We start from the raw sequence: 20,025 nt of genomic DNA, 5'->3' as shown, positions 1-20,025 counted from the left end.
GCTCCCATACAAATCTAAAAGGTACTCAGATGAAAAACCTTATCACGTCCGGAGCAGTGGCTCTGGCAACCTTTACTGCCGGCGCTGTCTTTGCAGAGCCTGGTGTGCCACCGCTGATCTATGGCGTCCAAGTCGAGCAGCTTGAATATCGTTTAGGCGAAAATGACGAAGATGTTCTGGTTTGGGATTTCGACGCCATGGTCGGCAACGACGAACTGCGGCTGGTATTCAGAAGCGAAGCGGAGATGGAGACATCGTCAAACGACTTCGAAACGCTCGAAAACCAGCTGCGTCTGCAAATGCCGATTTCAACATTCTTTGATGCTGTGGTCGGTGCGCATGCCAGCACCCCGACCGAGGGCCCGAACCGGTACAATCTGGTGGTCGGTGTCAAAGGGCTCGCGCCGCAGTGGTTCGAAATCGACGCGGATCTCTATCTCTCCGAGTACCCGTTCGGCCGGTTTGAGGCTGAATACGAGGCTCTGCTAACCAATCGGTTGATCCTGACGCCAAGCCTCGAAGTCAACATGCCGTTTAAGGACGACATCGAAGCGGGCCAAGCGGCTGGTGGTGCGACGATCGAAATCGGCGCACGGCTAAGTTATGACCTCGTAGGTCGCGCCATTTCGCCTTACGTCGGGGTGAATTACGAGAAGTCTTTTGGCGGCACGGCTGACCTGATCGAGGCTGGCGGGGGGCAAAGTGACAACCTGTCCCTCGTGGTCGGTACGCGTCTGTTTTTCTAACGCTTGATGAGTAAGGCACCGTCCCGCTGACATTACTGCGGGACGGTGCGACCCGTTGGCCGGCATGTCTCATTTAACTTTAAGATTCGTTCGTACTTTGGCTTAGATGTTTTTATAGTTCTCATCAGCCGCCTTTTTGCGCTGTGCTATATTGAGCATGATCGCGGTAAAACGCTCAGCCCGCCAAACCACAACCTTTCCCCGCACGTTGTTCGGGACTTAGATGGGCAACGCGAATTCGGTGGCGGAATGTCGTGAACTAAAGGTCATCTATTGCGGTTGCCGGCGCGAGCCGGCTGCATGCCGCGATCTAACACAAACTTAAAAAATGGGCTCGTCGAAACGATACCAAAATGTTTCCGCGCTTTGTTGGGTTAATTCAAGAACGGTATTCCGATTTCCTTTTTTTGGTAAGTTAACAAGGATCCGGAACGCACCCATCGGTGCGTTCCTAAGAAACTTATCCGAAGGAATATCGTTTTATAGTGACATGCGACTTTCCGGATGAAGCTGCAATCCTTCTAATCTCTCACTCGGATGTAGTGTCGATGCCCATGTCTTTAAGCATCGCGCGCATTTCCTCGATCTCTGCCTCTTGGGCATCGATCATCGACTGCGCCATTTCCTTCGTCTTTTCGTCGTTGCCGATTTCCAGTTCAACCTTAGCCATCTCAACCGCTGACTGATGGTGAGGGATCATCATCAGCAAGAAGTCAGCGTCCGGCATTCCTGTGGATGTCATTGGCATTGTCGCCATCAGCTTATCCATAGGTACCATAAACGACTTTACGTCGCCTTCAGCCATCTCAGCCATCGCTGGCATGGCATGATTTTCAGCAAATGAAACACTTCCCGCAGATGCAAGCGCAGCAGCCAGGAACAACGATGTAGTCTTCATAATCGGACTCCGATGTTGGGTGAGGACTTCAGCAGATATTCTGCCTCAGTGTTTCTTAACCAATGTGATAGCTCAAAGTTCCCGCCTATGATGCACTTGCACATGTGATTGGGTAGCGCTGGCGGTAGAGAATGCGCAGGAAAGGGAATCTACAAAGTCTATGTGCATTCCACAGATTAGTAGTTGGTATCATGCGCAGCCAAGAACAGGACCGAGGAAAGAAAGCTGGGATGTCAAAAGGCATGATACATGGCACGCCAAAGCCATCTATCCGCCTTCAGTCTGACTGCGACAGGAATTCGTTTGTAAACCAGTTTGAAACATCAGGCATGACGTCGAGCGGCCTGCCGCCTTCCCCCCGGCATGATGCCGCTCTCAAACAAAAAACCGGTAATGTGGCGATCATTGCAGCGTTGATCAGACCGATGGGTTCGTCGGAGGCTCGGAGATAGCCACCATCCACCAAGGCCGTCATCGAGGCGCGTGTACCCATCGACGGACCACCCAATATCGAGCTATCTGCCAGTGTGTGGGGCGCTCTACTGGGCATGGCCGCATTGTCGACGGCACTGGCATACTGCCGACCTTCGCTGCACTTTCAAACGAAATCAGCGTCAAACCGGAGGCGAGCGGCGGCACTGCGGACAAAGCTACTGTGTGCTGCGGATCCACCAATGGCCGCTCTCGGCAGAATTTCATAGCCTGATGACTCAGATACCATGCAACATGGTCGAATCCGGTCGCAAAGCCTGAGGCGATCATGCGCGCAATCATCAGCAAGTCCGCACACTCGTCATCCAGCGGAATGCTTGATGCAGATCAACGCTCTGATTAGACAAGCGGCCTATGGTGATGGAGAGTTCAACTAAATGCTGCACTTCCTTGAAAGGAAACGTTATGAATATGATCGCCACTATTTTTGGGATTTCCGCTTTGGTCTTCGCTACGTCCGCCGCAGCCGAGGGCGACCTGAGCCGTGCAAACGTCATTGATGTAACCATCGAAATGGGTAGCAACGATGAGGGGATGTTCTTTAGCCCTGACAATTACGAGTTCGTGACCGGTCAAGCCTATCGGCTGATCTTAACAAACGTCGACGAAATCAAGCATGAGTTAGCTCTTAACGAGATGGGTGAACGCATATTCACCCGCAAGATCGAGGCATCCGACCCCGACGGCAATTTGATAACAGAAGTCAAAGGGTCAATAAACGAAGTCGAAGTTGGCCCGGGAATGACCGTTGAATGGTTTATTGTTCCAGTGCAAACGACAGATGGTCCAGTTGAGATCACATGTGAAATTCCGGGCCATCTTGAAGCAGGAATGCGTGCAAGTGTCGTAATAAATTAGCACATTCAGGGTTGCTGGCTTGATAGGCCAGCCCCGCATGGAAACGAAAAGGACGATGTTTGCAGATCGGTAGCGCATCCTATCGCTAACACCAGTGCTTGGTTGTGCAATGAACCGCGACATGTCTCGATCCAGCAACGGAAACAGTTGAATGCGCCCCTATTTCTTCATTGATTGAGTTGGCAACGAACAACGGATCCCCTCAATCCGCCGTTTTTTTGTCTTATACTGAAATAGCAGCCATTCTCTGCGTGGCAGAATATTGATAAGAAGGGCTCACTGCCGACCTTTGCTGCAGATGCACCCAGACAAAAATGTGTCGTGACCCTGAGCGTCTGCTTTCTTAGGACGCGCCCGTTTAGTTTGCAGGTGCAGCGAATGTCGGCAAACCGCCCTTGAGTGCAGCTAATGGCCGAGGACCGATAGATCTGTTGGTGACACCAAGCGAAACCATCACTTGGTGTCACGCTAAAACGCTCTTCGTCTCTCGGAGCGCCAGCTTCCTAGCTACACTGTTTCCACCTAAATTACTAAGGTACTCTTGATTACCCTATACACCGACCTTTCTGACATCCCAAGCTTCTCAGCAGCCTCCCGTTTTCCTAGACCCTGACCCAACAATTCCAGAACACCTTCCCTCTGCATCATCGCAGTCGGCCTCCTTCCCTTGTACTTGCCTAGCGCCTTGGCCTTGGCGATGCCTTCAAGCTGCCTTTCCAGCATCATTTCCCGTTCAAACTGGGCCACAGACCCCAAGACGTTCAGCATCAGCTTCCCTGTCGCATTGGACGTGTCTAGGCCCAGCGCAAGTATCCTAAGGCCCACACCTTTGCCCTCAAGTTCCTCAAGAATCTCTCCCAGATGCTTGATTGATCTGGCCAATCGATCCAGCTTTGTAACGACCAGCGTATCCCCTTCACGGGTGTAGTCGATAGCAGCCCTTAGCTGCCCCCTGAGGGCCACGGAACTGATTTGCTCCTCATATACCCGATCACATGAGATTGCCTTCAGTGAGTCCCTTTGGGCCTTTAGGGATGTGTTCTGTTCTAGGGTTGATGTACGTGCGTATCCGATCATCATTGTGATGTTCTCCTTACCTGACAATAGGGTTTAAGGAGTGGTGGCAGACCACCTGCCAAAAGCTAAATACCACTCCATTGTCAGTTCAAAGCGACACCCTAACAGGCTGACACATGGGCATGGTCTATTGGCAGGGGTGATTTGGCGGAGATACGGATCTAAGCCTTCGGTTGTGCAGGTAGGCTCAGAAGATGTTTTCTAAGTGGTAAATTCGTTGCCTTTCACGATAGAAAACACCGTGGTGCGACTATTTAGGAGAGTTCAGTGCAGAACGAAAACTCAGAAGAAATAGATTACCCTGAAATCCGCCGTGTTAGGGGGGATAAAAATAGCCAATCTTTGATGCTGCAAGGCGGGCGTTTTCGTCACAAACTTAGGATTTCTTTTGACACTATGGTTTTTCAGTATTGTGCAAACGAACGAGTCGATGTGCAGGAAGTAATGGTGGCAGATGGTCCTTGGAAAGGCCTTCGTCAGGGGGTTCGAAAGACAATCTCGGGAAGGCAACCCAGCGGGCGAGATGATGATGCTGACGAGCAGGGCTATATCTACGCTCTCTGTGAACTTGGCCGACGTGGTGATGCGGAAATTCTCAAGCTTCCGACTGTCTCACGGGAACGACAACACCCTATACATGGGCATTACCATGGGCTTGAGCGGCTTGATTTTGATGTTTTGTTTACCCACTATCCAATACTTTGCAGCAAAATGAGGCGGGTTTCTTCGCGCATCCTCACTAGTTCAGAAACGCCTGAAGGCTGTTTGCTCGACGTGGCGAATTACGCCCCAATGGTTCAACATTTGAAGGGTGAAGGGCAACTAAAAGACGTTCAGGCCAATATTGAAGCAGACATGGCCGATGTAGACGTTTTCATTTCACTTGACGCTAAGTTCATTAATCCCTTCAGGCAGGTTGAAGCCAAGCTTCGAAAGGCTAATGTTAGGACTTTAGTGATGAGGCCTAGCGAGTTCTGCAAAGAAGCGAAGTTGCTCCCCATACCATTCCCATCACCAAACCCGCGGCAGTCAATGGGTTCGCCTCCACCTAAGCGATAGCAAACATGCAGCAACTCAATCTAAAACCTTTTGAATTCGAATGACGGCGTCTGCAGCCAAGCCGAATGATAACTTCGTCTCCATAGTCGCTAATTGCCCTCTTGAGCTGCAAACTTGGGCCTTAAATATCTTGGCAAATCCATAAAGTTTAGAGCCACCCAAACGAAGGGCTGGGGGTTCATCAAAACCGTTTTCAAAAACAGGGGTTATTGGTGTTGTTCTTGTTGCCATTTTCTTCGATTGACATTGAAACGCTTAGGGTCGAATGCCGTGTGCTTTTAGAAGGGGCCGGCAGAAGCCCCTACAGCGGCTTCTACCGCTTTCGTGGGGACTTGGCAGGCTAGTGTCTCAAACGGCTCTGGGTGAATCGTGATTTGTCGATTTACTGGGCAGATCTGAACCGCAACCGTTGACTTCGTTACGCTGAAGGATTTGCTTTGGACTGGCCCAAGGGAGAAATTTAGTGCTGGGATAGCCAAGGTCGGCAGTGAGCCCAGAGTGAGCGAACTATTGCAATGACGCGAATGGCCGCTATGCTTTGAGAGACAGCTATCTTCAAATAACGTTTGTTTTGAATTCGTATAAACTGAACAACTTTGGAATCTTTATATCTCTTACATAATTGCACACGTGGCATTCGATAAGTCAGGAAAGACCTATCCAGTTAATTGCCTCCGCACCGATATCGCAGTTGGCGATAATGTCGTCGTAAATATGAACAATCGACCGCCAAAATGGGCGCATGTTGATGATATCAACTACCTCAACTGGGGTTGTCAGCATACTATCGAATGCCTTGCTAGCGAAGCCCAGTTTACTGCTGATGGTATCGTCCTTCCACCTGGGGAATCTCTAAGCATTAAGGGTTTGGCACGGCCATACGAACTGGCCGTAAGCCTATTCAAGATGGGCTGGGTGCCCCGTAGAGCCGCCAGCAAGATGTATCGAATGGCCTATTCCGCTGCGAACCAAACTCAAACCGCTCTAATCTTAATGCGGAAAAATGGCATTGATGTTCAACTAATCGAAGGTCTACCTGCCGAGGGGATGAAGCCAAATTCTGTATTATCGATCAGTCGAACGGACGGTCCATTTATTGGACAGCCGTTTCATGGCAGCCTTCACAACATCTTGGAACGGACCGTTTCGTTTGCGGAAGCATTCTTACGCAACGCTAAGCGCCTTGAAGAAATGATAGCTCCCTTGCAGACCAACAAAGTCCTACCATCACCGCCTCCACGAATGCGGTCAGGAGAGGACGATCTCTATTCCGCCCTCGGTGGTTCAGGAGAGCCAGTTTATTTGTCGGACGGAGTGTGGCTAACATCGGGGGGTAGCACACATGACTGGGGAAGATAGCATTTGTCGCGTACAGTAACTAGTTCACTTGATCAACACGAGGGAGCCCATCCATGGCAATCATCACCAAATCAGAAAAACTCGTAACGACTGGCGAACTTGACCAGACCAAGATGGTTTCCGAGCAATATGTTTTGGTTCGCATTATCCATGAAACGAACAGCTACACTTTAATGACGGCAACGGCGAAGGAGGACGACGGCTCTTACCTTGCTTATCCTGACCTAAACAAATTGGTTGCTGCGGCGGAGAGCGTGCTGGGTCGCGGCGAGCGTTGCGTCGACAGTTGGGGCCGCCCGTATTTTCTCTGCAAAGAAATTGATCACCCGACTGAGATCCGCAATACAGCCAATAAGATCGCCCGCATTCTTGGTCTTCCCGCTGTCAAAGCACCATGGGCTGACGAAGAGATGCGAGATATATATGGCGAATTCTCGGTTGGCGAAGATGGTGAGCCTACTTACCTTTCAGATGGTGTTTACATCAACATGCGTGGTCGGATGGAGGAGTAAACGTCGCACCCGATAACATGGGGCGAAACGAGTAAAATCGCCTTATCAATTATTGTTGGTTGGATACCTGATCTCCAAAAGCAGCCATTGGTTCGCTCAAAACGAACGGCGGCAAAATCCTGCACAGCCGACATTCAGACCTTCCCCTTGATGAAAGTCCAGACCTTAAAGCGCTGGGCGCAACCTCAAACCAAAACAGCCACAGGCAAAACGCTGGGGGTTCATCAAAACCGACTTCAAAAACAGGGGTAATTGGTGTTTTTCTTGTTGTCGTTATCTTGATGGCTATCTTTGAAGGGTTGGGGTTGGCTGCTGTATGCCCTGAGGGACTCTGTGGGTGGCCTTAAATGGGCTTGAGGCGATTTCATAGGGGTATGGCAGGCAATGCCCTCCACGGGGCCTGTATGAATCGTGATTTGGTGTTTTACTGTATTGGCTTGGTCATAAGTGACCCAACTGCTCAGGATAAATTGCCGTTGCCTTGGACTGGTCCAATGGAGGAGTGCTCTTGGGTTGCATGGCTGTGGCTGTGCCCCACAAGCGGCTTATAATTATTCAGATTGCACTTATGTCCCAGTTATCCTTGGCCGTTGGACAACAACCGGACACACAATAGTACAAGAACCCATTCATGGCTGTTCAGTGTGCGTGATCCGTGGCCAAAGCGTCACCTATTTCCAACGGGCTGATTAGCTTTCTCACCGCCGATTGAAGCCACAGCCATTCCCCAATCAAACATAGGAGACCTCATGACCGAAGCCCCAGCGATATGCCCTGCATGCAAGGTTCAATTTGCAGCTAGGAGATCAAACCAAAAGTACTGTTCTGACAATTGTCGGAAAGCGCACTATCAAGCAAAAGACCGAGCCAAGAACCCTGCGAATTCACAATACAGCAAATCCGTCAAACGTGCCAATGCTGAGTTTTTTGATAGAGCGATGTGCTACTCTGAAGAACTCTATTCAATTCCCCCAGACCAAAGGCTGAGGTTGATGAAGACCCTTATTGAAAAAGCGAGGGAAGGTGACGTAAGGCTTCGGCAGATGCTTTCGAACCAAATCCTTTTGAAAGCCACACCTACGGACCAAAGATATTATTGGCGTAGATCAAGTTCTTTCCCAAACATCGCTCAGGTCGCCAACAATTACTGCTGGAAATCATGGGGGACGAACGTAAAGCAAGCTGTCTACTGCAAAGTTGACGCAGCTAGTATGGTGCATACTGAGGGCTATGATCCCTCACAAATCATACGAACCAAAAAGCTTGAAGTTCGTCAAACCGTCGTCAGTACCTATATAGAGGCAATTGTTGGTCCTTTGTTGGTTCTTCTTGATTGCAGACCCAGAGTTTGCAGACCAAATGACTGGAGGAACATTATAGGGTTTATTCGGACAGCCTATGGCATTGGCCCAAATTTTCACAAGCCGCCGTCATTACAGGTATAGGAGTACCTTTGGTACATTCGTGCCCTATAGAGAAAGTGCCCCATCTATATCGGGAAAAAGCACTAGTTGGAAAATTCAATGCATAAAGTGCAAGTTTTCGGTCGGGTTTGGTCGAGAAGTGAAGGTGTCACTCTCTGAGGCATTCTGACCTTCGGGTGCAACCGAAAACGCCACTCACGGTAATAGCCTTTCCGCTCTCAACGTTAACGCAACCTTAACACGGCCACCGTTCAGTACTTCTGCTCGCTGATATTACAGACATCAAAGGGCTGGGCAAAATCTCCAGCTCAGAATTCCAACCAAACGAAGGGTTGGGTTGCTAGCCGTGCCCTCTGATGGAGTCTGTAGGGGGCCATAGAAGCCCGTCTTGTAATTTCATCGGGGTCATTAGCTTAGGCGCTGAAAAGCCTCTGTGTGAATCGTCGTCTACTGTTTTGCAAATCAAATTTATCGGCATGCCATGCAGCGAACTACCCAGATAATCTTTCTCTTGGACTAGTCCGAGGTAGAGCGTAGCATTGGGATCCCTGAGCATTGCAAGACAGGCTTTCAATACAGCTGAAAAGCTTGAATTCCTTACGCTTCATAGCAATGCCTATGGTAGCTCTAAGGAGGCTTATCGGACTTGGGTATGCGTTGATGCTATCAGATAGAGAACAGAGACCCATAGGATATTGTTAGTGAACTCTATCTACCCAAACATTACAAATAACCCCATTACTTATCTAGTTAGGATATTACTGCTACACGTAATCGACTGCCCAATTCGAAATCTTCATTGAAGGGGTTAAACCTAACCTCGTCTTGGGGAAGATTGTGCAGGGTTTCTCATATTTGTTCCCTCTGGATTCCAATGGCTCAAATGGTCTGGTGAGAGAAGTTAAGATCACCCTCAGTTATTTCAGGAGTTACGATCTGTTTCATATGCTCTGCTAGAACGGCTACTGTGAAGCCCTTGCCGTAGCCCTCCCCTATACCCTTGTTGGTCCACCCACAGATGACGTTTCGCAACTCTTGGGGGGTCTCTACCTCGCGAAGCCGATCTTGAACACTGTGTCGGAATGAATGGCAGCTCTTTTGCTTGGGGTCAGCAATGGGAAACGTTCTGAGCCACTTGGCTAATGTGTTCGAAGCGTGGGTACTCTTATTGGCCAGAAGTTCCCCAGTAAAGTCGATGTATCTGGGGAACATAAACCCTTTGGATGCTTTGGTCTTCGCTCTCTTGATTGCCCAGAGAGAAACCCCTACCAGCGGCACGTTGCGCTCAGACCCGTCGGTTTTCAAACGTCGAGCGTCATTGGGTCGGATTGAAATGTAAGGATTTGGTACGTCAAGAAATACGTCCTGCTCCATTAAGCCAACGGCCTCAGCCAATCGTAGTCCAGAATCGGAAAGCAACCCAACAATCCACCTAAGATCGTCATCTTTTTCTAAGCAAGCTTTCTGAATCAAGCTGACTTCAGTTTCCGTGAATGGTAGTCGTTTAACTTTATCTTTGCCTTCATTTGGAATATTGACGGCTTCAAAGATCTGCTTATCGTCCAATTCTTTTTCAAGAGACATCTGCCTAAACACAGGCCTTATAGAATTCAGACGCCTTTTAATGGTCGACGTCTTATTACCCTTATTGCTCAGAAATTTAACAAAACCATTTGCACTTTCTCTTGTATATAAGTCGATAGGTAGATCGCCGAATTGGCCAATAAATGCAGGAACGACCCCTTGCCTAAGCTTTCCGCCTTTCGAATTAGGATCTTCGCCTTGTAATTCCTGAAACTCAGTAATTGCTTGTGACAGGGAGAAGGGTACTCTCTTCCCGTAGTAGAGGTCTGCAACTAGTCGGTGCAACGGAGGCAGATCGTCAGCCCAGTTTGCAGTGTTGTTCTCCGGCTCTCTGGCATCAGCCTGATACCGCAACTCTTCCATGAACCTTTCAGGCTCAAGCCCCGCTTTTTTATATTCAGCATATTGGTTTGCCTTGATTCCGAAAGACTCCAAGAGTGCGTTCGCTGCCTTTACCAAATCTGGACCCTCAGACACCGAGCCATCCCGTAGACTTGCCCAAAGTGCGTCTTGCTCCAGTGAATGCCGGTTAGCTATCTGCGCCGCCTTGCTGGCGTCCTCGGTCTGAAGAGAGAAGTAGAGTTGGCCAGTTTTTTTAGCTGGGTAATGCTTGCGCAAATCATCAGGAATTCGTCGTCGGAAATACCAAGGACCACTAGCGCTCCTTTGGGAAATGTACTTGGCCATAATGATCAAGGCTCCGAATTCTAAGACTACAACGGACATATGTGCTACCCTTTGTGTCACCTTGAAGGCAGCATAAAGACTTCTAACGCATTGGTTTTGTAGCGAAATTTGAAGAATTGATGGTGCCCCCACACGGACTCGAACCGCGGACCTACTGATTACAAATCAGTTGCTCTACCAGCTGAGCTATAGGGGCACTGAGGGTGCGTTTAAGAGATTGCTGCGGGCCGTGCAAGAGGGGAAATGTCAAATTTTTGCAGTTTTACACAAGTCGCGGAAAAGGCTATTGGAATGCGGGTACCAGTAGGGGTGGGAAAGCGTTCATGCAGTTGATTTTGCACACAGGTGGCCATTACACCGAAGAAGACAGATTGCTGAAAAGCCTGCAATCTAACCATGATTTACTGACCCAGGCAGGAACCCATACGCCAAGCCCCAGCACCTACCGCGGTTTGTTTCGGGATACGTTGAATGCGATGTATAAATCCTCTGCCGCTGAAGGGGCGCGGGATGTGCTGCTAGACGCGGTCATGGGGGATTCAGACGCGGATCGGGTGATTTTTTCCGACGCGAATTTCTTTCGCACCCCCGCCACGGCTGTTGTCGAAGGGATGCTCTATCCCGCCGCCCCTGTGCGTATGATGCGCATGGCACAGTTGTTTCCTGATGACGAACTGCAGATTTTCATGGGGATCCGCAATCCGGCAACGCTGTTGCCTGTGCTGTATGATGTGGCGGCTGACAAATCTCCGACACAGTTCTGGGGCGACAAGGATCCGTTGGATGTGCGCTGGTCAGACACACTGGGATTGCTGCGCGATTCCGCCCCCGAGATCAATATTACGGTCTGGTGCAACGAAGATGCGCCGCTGATCTGGGGACATATCATGCGCGACATGGCAGGCCTGCCTGCAACGACCCCGCTCAAGGGGGAGTTTGACCTGCTCGAAACGATTATGCGCCCCGAGGGGATGAAACGCTTTACGTCCTATCTGGCCGCCCACCCCGAAATTACCGCGGCCCAACACCAGCGGGTGATTGCCGCATTTCTGGATAAATACGCGATAGATGACGCGCTTGAGGAAGAGCTGGATATGCCCGGCTGGACCGAAGAACTGGTCGAGGATATGACCGAGGTCTATGACGAAGACCTCGCGCGTATCCAGGAAATTCCCGGGGTTCGGGTGATCCTGCCGTAAGCGAGGCACGGGCGGGCGACCGTTAATTTTAGCCCGACATGCGAAAAGCCCGCGCTTAATAGCGCGGGCTTTTCGATCTGTTCAACCGAGAACTCAGGACTTTTTGATCTCGCCGACCTTCTGTTTGTCTGCTTCGGCCTCTGCCGCATCAACGACCCGCTGACCGGAAGCCTTGGCCTTTTCAACAAACGCATCAGCAGCTGAGGCGCCAGGTGCAGCGGCGTCCGCATCCTCTTTGGTTTCGCGCAAGACTTTCTTGGCCTCATCAGATGCCGCCTGCGCTACTTTACCCAGCTTCGACTTCTCTTCGGCAAAGATACGCTCTGCATCGGCCATCAGCTGGTCGCGGTGCTGACCCATATAACGGTCTTCGGTCCGGCTACGCGGCAATGCTGCGCCAATGGCGGCCCCGACGGCCAGTGCAAGCGCACCAACAACCAAGGGCTGTTCTTCAAAGATATCGACTGCACGATCACGCCCTTCGCGACCATAAGACGCCGCCGACGCACGTGCACGCACGGCGCTTTCACGGGCCGCAATCACACGTTCGCGTGCGTGGTCGGACAGCTCTTCGGTACCCTCGGACAGACGGCGGCGCAGCTGCGCGGCACGATCCGCTGTGGAAGATGCGAAATCACGCGCGCCTGAGGCTACCGAATGACCGGCATCAGACACCGCGCCCGCGGCACCTTTTGCCTTGCCCGCGACGGTCGACCCTGGGTTGGACGCGGCACCGGATACGCGGTCACCTGCGCGCGATGCGGCGTCGCCTGCGCGTTGTGCCAGACCGGGGGTATGGTCGTCGTCGTCATGACGTGCCCAAGATGGCACATCACCAGACCGTGCAACCTCGCCCGAATAGTAGGGCTTGGACGGATCACCAGGCTGTGGCCCAAGATCACGGCGCTGTCCTGCGGGGATCACGCCATGCTGCTGTGCAGCGACGGGCAGACCACTGTGGTCGTCGCGATCGCCATAGTAGTTTGCGCGGTTGCGCGGATCACGGTGGTCATAGCTGTCACGTGTACCCATGCGGTCACGGCTTGGGGCTCTGTCGCCTGCCATCAGCCATGCCAGCCCTGCCCCTGTCAGCGCCAGCGCGATCGGATTGCGTTTGACCGCGTCAGTAACCGATCGGCCAATGTCGCCACCATGCTCGCGGAACTGATCCGAGAACTGGCGGGCAATGGTCTCTACCGAGAATTTATTTTGCAGATCATCCAAGGTGCTGGTCAATCCGGCGCGTTCACGTTCGATCTCGCGTTCGATTTCTTCGGGCGTGCGGTTATCATTTGTCATTGTAAACCTCCTTCACGGCTTGCGCGTCGCGCTTTACGTTTTTAGTGGCACGGCTCGGTGCCAAGCTGCTGAGCTTGAGCGCGCCGGTCCCTTTGTTCGCCATCACATAGGCGATCAGTGCAAAGGCAACGCCAACGATCAGTGCAGACCAGCCGGCAGAAATTCCCGCCTCGGTCAGGGCCGCGACCAGCGCCGCGGAAAGTACGTTCAATGCCGTCAGGGCAACAACAACGGCCCCCACGATCAGACCGATGGCAGCACCAGCCGATTTCAGGTTTTCGTTCACTTCAGCGCGGGCCAGATCGACCTCGCTGCGCACAAGCGAGCTGACGTGGGTCAATGCATCGCTCAGCAGGCTTCCTGTGGATTTGTTAGGATCGGTGGTCATTGTGTGCCCCCCTTCGGTGTGGTGTTCACAGCCGGCGCGGCCACATTATTGGTGTTCAGACCTTGCGCACTTTCGGTTGGCACCGGGCGCTCCATTTCGCGGCCCTCATAGGCATAGCGCTCACCACGGGCACCCGTCTCAGAGGCCTTGGCAAAACGAGTTGCGGCAAAGCCTACCAGTGCAGCACCGCCCAAAAAAACAAACGGGTTACGCTTGGCAAAATCGGTGACCGCGCCAACCATCTCTCCCAGATCCTTGTCACGCATCGAATCTGACGCATCGGCAAGCCCGTCTGCAAGCTGGCTAAAGGTACGTTCTTGGGGCGAACCGCTGCGCAATTCGTCGGCTGCGGTGCGCAATGCGCTGGCCACGCCTTTGACTTCATCTGCAGCGGCACCCTTGGCGTCGTCTGCATAGCGTGCGGCGTCGGAAGCAACGGTATCGGCCACATCTTTAGCCCGCGTTTTCGCCTCTTGCGTGGCGGATGCAGCGGTTGCTTTTACTTTTTCATTCAAGTCCTGCGCGCCGGCAGGATTGCTTTTTGTGTGATCAGTCATGGTGCGCTCCTTTTGGTTAGGCGACTAGGTTGAGAACGGCGAGAACGACCACGATCAGGCCGATGAGGTAAAAAACTCCATGCATTCAAATTCTCCTTAGTTGGTCACGTTCCTGTCATCGAAGGACAAACGGCCAGAGCTGAATTTCGTTCCGCACCCACAGCGTCGAAAGCAATAAAAATCTGCTGCGGGCCGCATAAATTCAGCCTGCATATAAAGGCACGCGCGAGGCGGATCATCGCTGAACACACCATGGAACACATTCGCGCGTCGCGGCGTTTGACACCGAATGCAATCACATCCCAAAGGAGATCGATATGCCGATGAACAGTCTAAAAGACGTGTACCATGACCAATTGCAAGACATGTACAGCGCCAACAAACAGTCGCTTGATGTGGTCGTCGCCCTTGGCCGCGCCGCCAAGGACAAAGACCTGTCCGAAGCCCTGATCGCAGGGTCCAACGGCATCAGCGAAGGTATGGAAAAGCTCGCCGAAATTTGCAACGCCCATGATATCAAACCAAGCGGCGAACACTGCAAAGGCATGGAAGGTCTGGTCGCTGAGGCCAAGGCCCATGTGCTTGACGAAGAGTTCGGCGATGACGACGTTCGCGACGCGATGATCATCACGCAGTACCAACGTATGGTGCACTATGCGCTGGCCGGCTATGGCTGCCTCGTGGCCTTCGCCAACCGTCTGGGCAAAGACGAAGACGGTGCGGTCTTGCAAGAATGTCTGGATCACACCTATGACGGCGACCGTCGCATGACCGAGATTGCAACTGGCGGCGTGAACAAAGCCGCTGCCTAAGCTGACGTTGGCGGGCCCTACCCCTCGTCGTTCACACGCAAAAGCCCCGCTGGATCAGCGGGGCTTTTTCTATGTCTGTAGGTGCCGAACAACCTGTGATGCAGCAGGGCCTAGCTTGCCTCTGCCGCCGACACTTGCGGAAAATACTCCACCCCCTGCTTTTCGGCGAGTTTGTGGATTTCGACCATGATGCCTTCGCGTGCATCGCAGGCTGCCTCCCACGAGGTATTGGGATCGGCGCAGGGGACAAGGAACCAGACCTCCATGCCAAAGACATCCTGCCCGCCGACCCGCACGCAGGCGTCATCGCGTTTACCGATATATTTCTCTTCCATCTCGTCGATCACTTTGTCAAAAGCGTCGCGCAGCGCGGCGATATCTGCCGCGTGAGAGAGCTTAATTTTGACGCTCCGCAGCATCTCAGGCTCCTGCATGGTCCAGTTTTTGAATGGGGTGGAAACGAACTCCGTCACAGGCACGACCAGCCGCGTTCCGTCCCAGTCTCGCAGCTGGACATAGGTGAAATGGATACGCTCAACATGACACAGCGCGTCGTTGAACACGATCCGGTCCCCGATCTTGGCGGACCCGTTCAACGCGATTTGAAGCGATGACATGATGTTGCTCAGAATACTGCGCGCGGCAAAGCCCAAGACAAGGGTGACCGCCCCAGCGGTGCCTAACAATGTCAATCCAAGGTTCTGAAACACATTGGTTTGCGACAAGAATATACCGCCGCCCACCAGTACCACCGCCACGACAAACACCCGACGCGCGGCTGAAATACGGGTCGCGGTGGTGCGTTTATGGACTTCTTCCTTGAGCGTCAGGTCGGTTTCTTCGACCTTCGTCAGATGATCCAGGATCACTTCGACGCAGTTGACCACAAACCACAACCCGGCACCGATCAGACCCAGCCACGCCGTCGGGACCAAAATCGTCGTCAGCTCTGCCGAAAACGAGAAGATCTTGGCCTCGAGCACCATCACAAACAGCGTCGAGACGACAACACAGGCAGGCCCGCGCACCGACTTTAGGATTTGCTGCGCCAGTCGGGACGGTATGCGTTGCGCGACCCAGCTGGTCAGCAGCCAGACCAGACGCGCAACATAGATCGCCAGCACGATCAGAACCGGCAGACCGATCAGTTCCCACAGGGCAAGGTCGACAACCGTGTTTTGCGTCAGCACGTCGGGCAGCATCGTCTCGAGCCGGCCAGGCCCGTAGCGCTCGTAAAGACGCGGGATATTTTGAACGGTATGACGCGAGAACACCCAGACCGGTTCACCGTTCTCCGCCTTGATCCGGTTCAGACGGATCGACGCAGGGTAGTCCTCCATATCCAGCGTCCACAACAGCAAGGACTTGCGCGGCGTCCCCGCCATCGCCCGATCAGACGTCGCCGTCGCGTCCAGCGCATCGGGCCGGTCCAGCAGTTTGTCCCAATCAATCACGGTTTTGCGGCTGATCACGGTTTCAAGCTGACGGATCAGCGAGGTGCCCACCTGCTGTTGGCGATCCTGACGTATATCCGACAGGTCAAGAAGATGCGCCGCCCCGACCCAATCATCACGCCGCACCGCCCGCACCAGGCTCTCCATGGTGGCGCGCGGGGTTTCGCGATCAATCTCGGACGGCACAGCGGCCAAGCCGACATTCAGGGTCTCTACGCAATACCAATGTGCGCTATCGCAAGCGTTTTCCTTGTCTTGCGCCCAAAGCGGCGTGGTAAAAATCAACAGCGCGCCCAATAGCCCCGCAATATATCTTAGATTGCTCAAAACACTCTCCATTCCGGCATCACGAACCCGCGTGACAAGTCGTTATTGAAACTGAGCTAGCGCAGCCGGCCCATTCTACCAACCTTGATCTTATACCATGGATATATCAGGCGATGCCCCCGCCCCGCGGCACCACGCCGCAACACGGGCCAACGCACCGGTCATACGAACGGAGGAAGTTATGGGTGACGCCGAATTTGTGGGGAAATTGGCGGAGGAGGTGGGATTCGAACCCACGGTACGCTCTCACGCACGCTGGTTTTCAAGACCAGTGCATTCGACCACTCTGCCACTCCTCCGCAGCACGCACCGCATAGAGGCATGCCATTGATTCTGCAAACCTCGAAATTGACGGACATGTCGTTAAACCGCTAGCGCCAGCAGACTGTGCAGGAAGGCGCATGTGGGGCTGGTTTCGGTGTGGGTGGGGAAATTTGCCGACGCGGGGCTGTCAGCCTTTCCAAAGCCCCTGCACCCGCGCTAGTGTAGCCCAAAGACCCCGGCAATGGGGCATCAAACATGCCGTATTGACGGCGCGATAAGGCGGCGGCGGATAACCCCGCGCCAGCAGGCAAGGACGACGGACATGAACAGCCCCAGGCTTCACCCCTTTTCAGGCAACCGGCCGCTTCGCTGCACGGTGGGGGTCTTGCTGATGATGACAACCTTGGCGGGCTGTGACGCGGTCGGCAATCTGTCCGGCGGTCAGAAAGGCGCGGCTGCGGCATCCTCTAACTCTACCAAACTGGTGGAACGTGATGTCGAAGCGCCCGAGGTTTTTTCGGTCAGCGATCAGGGACTTTGGGACGGTCGCCCCAGTCTAGGCGGCGTCTGGGTGGCGCATCCCGACGTGACCGACCCCGAACGTGTGATCATCCGCAACGAAACCAACGGAAAGTTTGTGATTGGGGCGCTGTTCCGCCGTGAACGCGACCTGCCCGGCCCCAAGCTGCAAATGTCATCAGATGCTGCCGCCGCCCTTGGTATCCTTGCTGGTGCGCCGGCGCCGCTCAACGTGACCGCCCTACGCCGACAAGAGGCCGACAGCCCTGCCCCCGACGCGGCCCCCGAGGGGACGATTGAAACCCCCTCCGAGGTGACCGAGACCGCACTGGCCCCCGTCGCCGTTACCGCAGGCACCGCGATCGAAGCCGCCCCGGCAGCGGCCAAGCCCGCCGTTCCTGTGGCCCCCAAACCCGCTGCGGCCAAGCCTGCGTCATCGCTGGCGAAACCCTTTGTCCAGATCGGTATCTTTAGCGTCGAGGCAAATGCCGAACGCGCCGCCAACCAGATGCGCAGCGCGGGCATGTTGCCCACCGTCAAGCGCAGCGAGATCAACGGTAAGGCGTTCTGGCGTGTCGTCGTCGGCCCGGCCGGTTCGAAATCCGAGATGAACACTTTGCTGAAATCCATCAAGACCGAAGGGTTCTCTGACGCCTACGCCGTGTCGAGCTGACCCACCGCCAAAGGAAACTGCCATGATCCGTATTTTTGCAGCCACGATTGCGACCCTTCTGTTGGCCCTGCCCGTACAGGCGTTCGAAACACAGGCCCGCGCGGCCTATGTGATCGACCAGACCACCGGCACTGTGCTGCTGACCAAAAACGCGGATGAACCGCTGCCGCCGGCCTCTATGTCCAAGCTTATGACGCTCTATATGGCGTTCGAAGCGATTGAACGCGGTAAAAGCAACGGCGGGCTGGATCTGACCGAAGAGCTGCCCGTGTCGCAGCACGCCATGTCCTATGGCGGGTCGACCATGTTTCTAGACACCACCGACCGCGTCAAAGTCGAAGACCTGCTGCGCGGGATCATCGTGCTGTCGGGCAACGACGCCTGTGCGGTCATCGCCGAAGCGCTCAGCCCCGATGGGTCAGAGGCCGGTTTTGCCCGCCTGATGACGCAGCGGGCGCAGCAGATGGGCATGACGAATTCAACCTTCGCGAATTCCAACGGCTGGCCAGCCGCCGGTCACCGCATGTCGCTGCGCGATCTGGGGCTGTTGGCCACCCGCCTGATCGAGGATTACCCGCAGTATTACCCCATGTTCTCGCAGCGTGAATTCCTGTTTGACGGGCGCGCACCCCAGAACAAGACCAACCGCAACCCCTTGCTGGGGCTTGGCATCGGCGCGGACGGGCTGAAAACCGGCCACACGTCAGAAGCAGGCTATGGGCTTGTCGGCTCTGCCAAACAGGGGGACCGCCGCATTGTGTTTGTGCTCTCCGGTCTCGACAGCGCCGAAGCACGCGCGCAGGAATCTGAATCGATTGTAAACTGGGCCTTTCGCCAGTTTTCGCAGCGCTCGATGGGCAAGGCCGGCACGATGATCGCCGAAGCCCCCGTTGCCCTTGGCGCACAAGGTGCCGTGGGTCTTGAACTGGAAAGCGATCTGTCGGTGCTGGTGCCTGTTTCGGGCGGCAGTGATGTCTCGGCCGAGGTGGTTTATACCGGCCCCCTCCGTGCGCCCATCACCAAAGGCCAGACCGTCGGCGAGCTTGTCCTGACCCGTGGCGACCTGCCCGAAGTGCGCGCCCCGCTGGTGGCCAAAGACAGCGTCGCGGCGGGGGGCTTTATGGTCAAGCTTGAAGCAGCCGCGCGCCACCTGCTGACCCGATTGAACGAAGGGCCAGAGGCGGCCTCGTGAGCGATACCCCAAAGGGCCTGTTTATCAGCTTCGAAGGCATCGACGGCTCGGGCAAATCCACCCAGACCAAACTGCTGAAAGACCGGCTTGAGGCAGAGGGCCACGAGGTGATCCTCACGCGGGAACCCGGTGGATCCCCGGGGGCCGAAGAAATCCGTGCGCTGGTGCTGCAAGGCGACCCCGACCGCTGGTCTGCACGGACCGAGATTTTACTGTTCACCGCAGCCCGCCGTGATCACCTTGAACGCACGATCCAACCCGCGCTTAAAGCAGGCAAAATCGTGATCTGCGACCGCTTTGCCGATTCCACCCGCATGTATCAGGGCCTCAGCCGCGGTGATCTGCGCGGTGCGGTGGACCAGCTGCACAGCCTGATGATCGGCGTCGAACCGGATGTGACTGTGCTGATTGACATGGACCCGGGCGAAGGGCTCAGCCGTGCCCTGTCGCGCAATACGGTCGAGGAACGGTTCGAGGATTTTGGCGAAAGCCTGCAGGTCGCCATGCGCGCAGGGTTCCTGTCATTGGCCACTGAATTCCCCGACCGTTTCGTGACCATCAATGGCGCGCAATCGATTGATCAGGTGGCTGCGGATATCTTTGCGCAGGTGCGCCCGCGTCTTGATCCGCGCTAACCCCTTTTCC

The 20,025-nt window shown here is 54.1% G+C and carries 18 protein-coding genes and 2 tRNA genes; 9 read left to right on the top strand and 11 right to left on the bottom strand.

Annotated elements, in window-relative coordinates:
* Positions 1-29: 29 nt before the first annotated feature.
* Complete coding sequence (locus ACVBAU_RS07885) at positions 30-746, top strand: copper resistance protein B (RefSeq protein ID WP_448325554.1); 717 nt, start codon at positions 30-32, stop codon at positions 744-746.
* 529 nt (positions 747-1,275) lie between these two features.
* On the opposite strand, the gene ACVBAU_RS07880 is transcribed toward ACVBAU_RS07885, so the two are convergent.
* Together ACVBAU_RS07880 and ACVBAU_RS07875 are read right to left on the bottom strand one after the other, a co-directional pair.
* A complete protein-coding gene (locus tag ACVBAU_RS07880) occupies positions 1,276-1,644 on the bottom strand; it encodes a DUF305 domain-containing protein (RefSeq protein WP_448325552.1) in 369 nt (122 codons plus the stop codon).
* 277 nt (positions 1,645-1,921) lie between these two features.
* Entirely contained in the window at positions 1,922-2,137 is a 216-nt protein-coding gene (locus ACVBAU_RS07875) for a hypothetical protein (RefSeq protein WP_448325550.1), read from the bottom strand.
* Positions 2,138-2,541: 404 nt separating this feature from the next.
* Here ACVBAU_RS07875 and ACVBAU_RS07870 point away from each other — a divergent pair, with 404 nt between their 5' ends.
* The gene (locus tag ACVBAU_RS07870) at positions 2,542-2,994 is read left to right on the top strand and encodes a cupredoxin domain-containing protein (RefSeq protein ID WP_448325548.1); all 453 of its coding nucleotides are present in this window, start codon (positions 2,542-2,544) and stop codon (positions 2,992-2,994) included.
* Between the two features lie 522 nt (positions 2,995-3,516).
* Here ACVBAU_RS07870 and ACVBAU_RS07865 read toward each other — a convergent pair.
* A complete protein-coding gene (locus ACVBAU_RS07865; RefSeq protein WP_448325546.1) occupies positions 3,517-4,074 on the bottom strand; it encodes a recombinase family protein in 558 nt (185 codons plus the stop codon).
* Between the two features lie 264 nt (positions 4,075-4,338).
* On the opposite strand from ACVBAU_RS07865, the gene ACVBAU_RS07860 reads away from it, so the two are divergent.
* Positions 4,339-5,130, top strand: a complete 792-nt coding sequence (locus ACVBAU_RS07860) for a hypothetical protein (RefSeq protein ID WP_448325544.1) — start codon at positions 4,339-4,341, stop codon at positions 5,128-5,130.
* A 15-nt stretch (positions 5,131-5,145) separates the two neighbouring features.
* On the opposite strand, the gene ACVBAU_RS07855 is transcribed toward ACVBAU_RS07860, so the two are convergent.
* Positions 5,146-5,361: a hypothetical protein gene (locus ACVBAU_RS07855; RefSeq protein WP_448325542.1), complete on the bottom strand. Its 216-nt coding sequence runs from the start codon at positions 5,359-5,361 to the stop codon at positions 5,146-5,148.
* Between the two features lie 1,181 nt (positions 5,362-6,542).
* Between ACVBAU_RS07855 and ACVBAU_RS07850 the strand changes: the two genes are divergently transcribed.
* Positions 6,543-7,001: a hypothetical protein gene (locus ACVBAU_RS07850; protein WP_448325540.1), complete on the top strand. Its 459-nt coding sequence runs from the start codon at positions 6,543-6,545 to the stop codon at positions 6,999-7,001.
* Between the two features lie 2,303 nt (positions 7,002-9,304).
* Here the strand turns inward: ACVBAU_RS07850 and ACVBAU_RS07845 are convergent.
* A complete protein-coding gene (locus tag ACVBAU_RS07845; RefSeq protein ID WP_448325538.1) occupies positions 9,305-10,735 on the bottom strand; it encodes a DUF6538 domain-containing protein in 1,431 nt (476 codons plus the stop codon).
* A gap of 81 nt (positions 10,736-10,816) precedes the next feature.
* A tRNA-Thr gene (locus ACVBAU_RS07840) sits at positions 10,817-10,892 on the bottom strand.
* Positions 10,893-11,019: 127 nt separating this feature from the next.
* On the opposite strand from ACVBAU_RS07840, the gene ACVBAU_RS07835 reads away from it, so the two are divergent.
* The gene (locus ACVBAU_RS07835; RefSeq protein WP_138923631.1) at positions 11,020-11,895 is read left to right on the top strand and encodes a hypothetical protein; all 876 of its coding nucleotides are present in this window, start codon (positions 11,020-11,022) and stop codon (positions 11,893-11,895) included.
* A gap of 93 nt (positions 11,896-11,988) precedes the next feature.
* On the opposite strand, the gene ACVBAU_RS07830 is transcribed toward ACVBAU_RS07835, so the two are convergent.
* The 3 genes from ACVBAU_RS07830 to ACVBAU_RS07820 are packed head-to-tail and all read right to left on the bottom strand — an operon-like array spanning position 11,989 to position 14,139.
* Positions 11,989-13,194, bottom strand: a complete 1,206-nt coding sequence (locus ACVBAU_RS07830; RefSeq protein ID WP_448328858.1) for a DUF3618 domain-containing protein — start codon at positions 13,192-13,194, stop codon at positions 11,989-11,991.
* The gene (locus ACVBAU_RS07825) at positions 13,184-13,582 is read right to left on the bottom strand and encodes a phage holin family protein (protein WP_138923633.1); all 399 of its coding nucleotides are present in this window, start codon (positions 13,580-13,582) and stop codon (positions 13,184-13,186) included. Before ACVBAU_RS07825 ends, ACVBAU_RS07830 begins: the two co-directional genes overlap by 11 nt.
* Positions 13,579-14,139 carry a hypothetical protein gene (locus tag ACVBAU_RS07820; protein ID WP_448328856.1) on the bottom strand — a complete coding sequence of 187 codons (561 nt, stop codon included), beginning with the start codon at positions 14,137-14,139 and terminating at the stop codon, positions 13,579-13,581. Before ACVBAU_RS07820 ends, ACVBAU_RS07825 begins: the two co-directional genes overlap by 4 nt.
* 317 nt (positions 14,140-14,456) lie before the next feature.
* On the opposite strand from ACVBAU_RS07820, the gene ACVBAU_RS07815 reads away from it, so the two are divergent.
* A complete protein-coding gene (locus ACVBAU_RS07815) occupies positions 14,457-14,951 on the top strand; it encodes a ferritin-like domain-containing protein (RefSeq protein ID WP_138923635.1) in 495 nt (164 codons plus the stop codon).
* Between the two features lie 110 nt (positions 14,952-15,061).
* Here the strand turns inward: ACVBAU_RS07815 and ACVBAU_RS07810 are convergent, their stop codons facing one another.
* Together ACVBAU_RS07810 and ACVBAU_RS07805 are read right to left on the bottom strand one after the other, a co-directional pair.
* Positions 15,062-16,732, bottom strand: coding sequence for a mechanosensitive ion channel family protein (locus tag ACVBAU_RS07810; RefSeq protein ID WP_335745498.1), 1,671 nt, complete (start codon positions 16,730-16,732; stop codon positions 15,062-15,064).
* Positions 16,733-16,941: 209 nt separating this feature from the next.
* A tRNA-Ser gene (locus ACVBAU_RS07805) sits at positions 16,942-17,031 on the bottom strand.
* Positions 17,032-17,387: 356 nt separating this feature from the next.
* On the opposite strand from ACVBAU_RS07805, the gene ACVBAU_RS07800 reads away from it, so the two are divergent.
* Genes ACVBAU_RS07800 through tmk form a run of 3 tightly spaced genes read left to right on the top strand, consistent with a single transcriptional unit; the run spans position 17,388 to position 20,015 of the window.
* Positions 17,388-18,188, top strand: coding sequence for an SPOR domain-containing protein (locus ACVBAU_RS07800; protein WP_448328854.1), 801 nt, complete (start codon positions 17,388-17,390; stop codon positions 18,186-18,188).
* A 22-nt stretch (positions 18,189-18,210) separates the two neighbouring features.
* Positions 18,211-19,380 (top strand): D-alanyl-D-alanine carboxypeptidase family protein, encoded by a 1,170-nt coding sequence (locus tag ACVBAU_RS07795; protein ID WP_138923657.1) that lies wholly within the window; start codon positions 18,211-18,213, stop codon positions 19,378-19,380.
* Positions 19,377-20,015, top strand: a complete 639-nt coding sequence (gene tmk / locus ACVBAU_RS07790; protein ID WP_138923658.1) for a dTMP kinase — start codon at positions 19,377-19,379, stop codon at positions 20,013-20,015. Before ACVBAU_RS07795 ends, tmk begins: the two co-directional genes overlap by 4 nt.
* Positions 20,016-20,025 lie beyond the last annotated feature (10 nt).

The sequence above is a fragment of the Sulfitobacter sp. M13 genome (genome assembly GCF_053474885.1).
The sequence above is the reverse complement of the archived record's forward strand: the minus strand, read 5'-3'. Positions and strand labels throughout refer to the sequence as shown.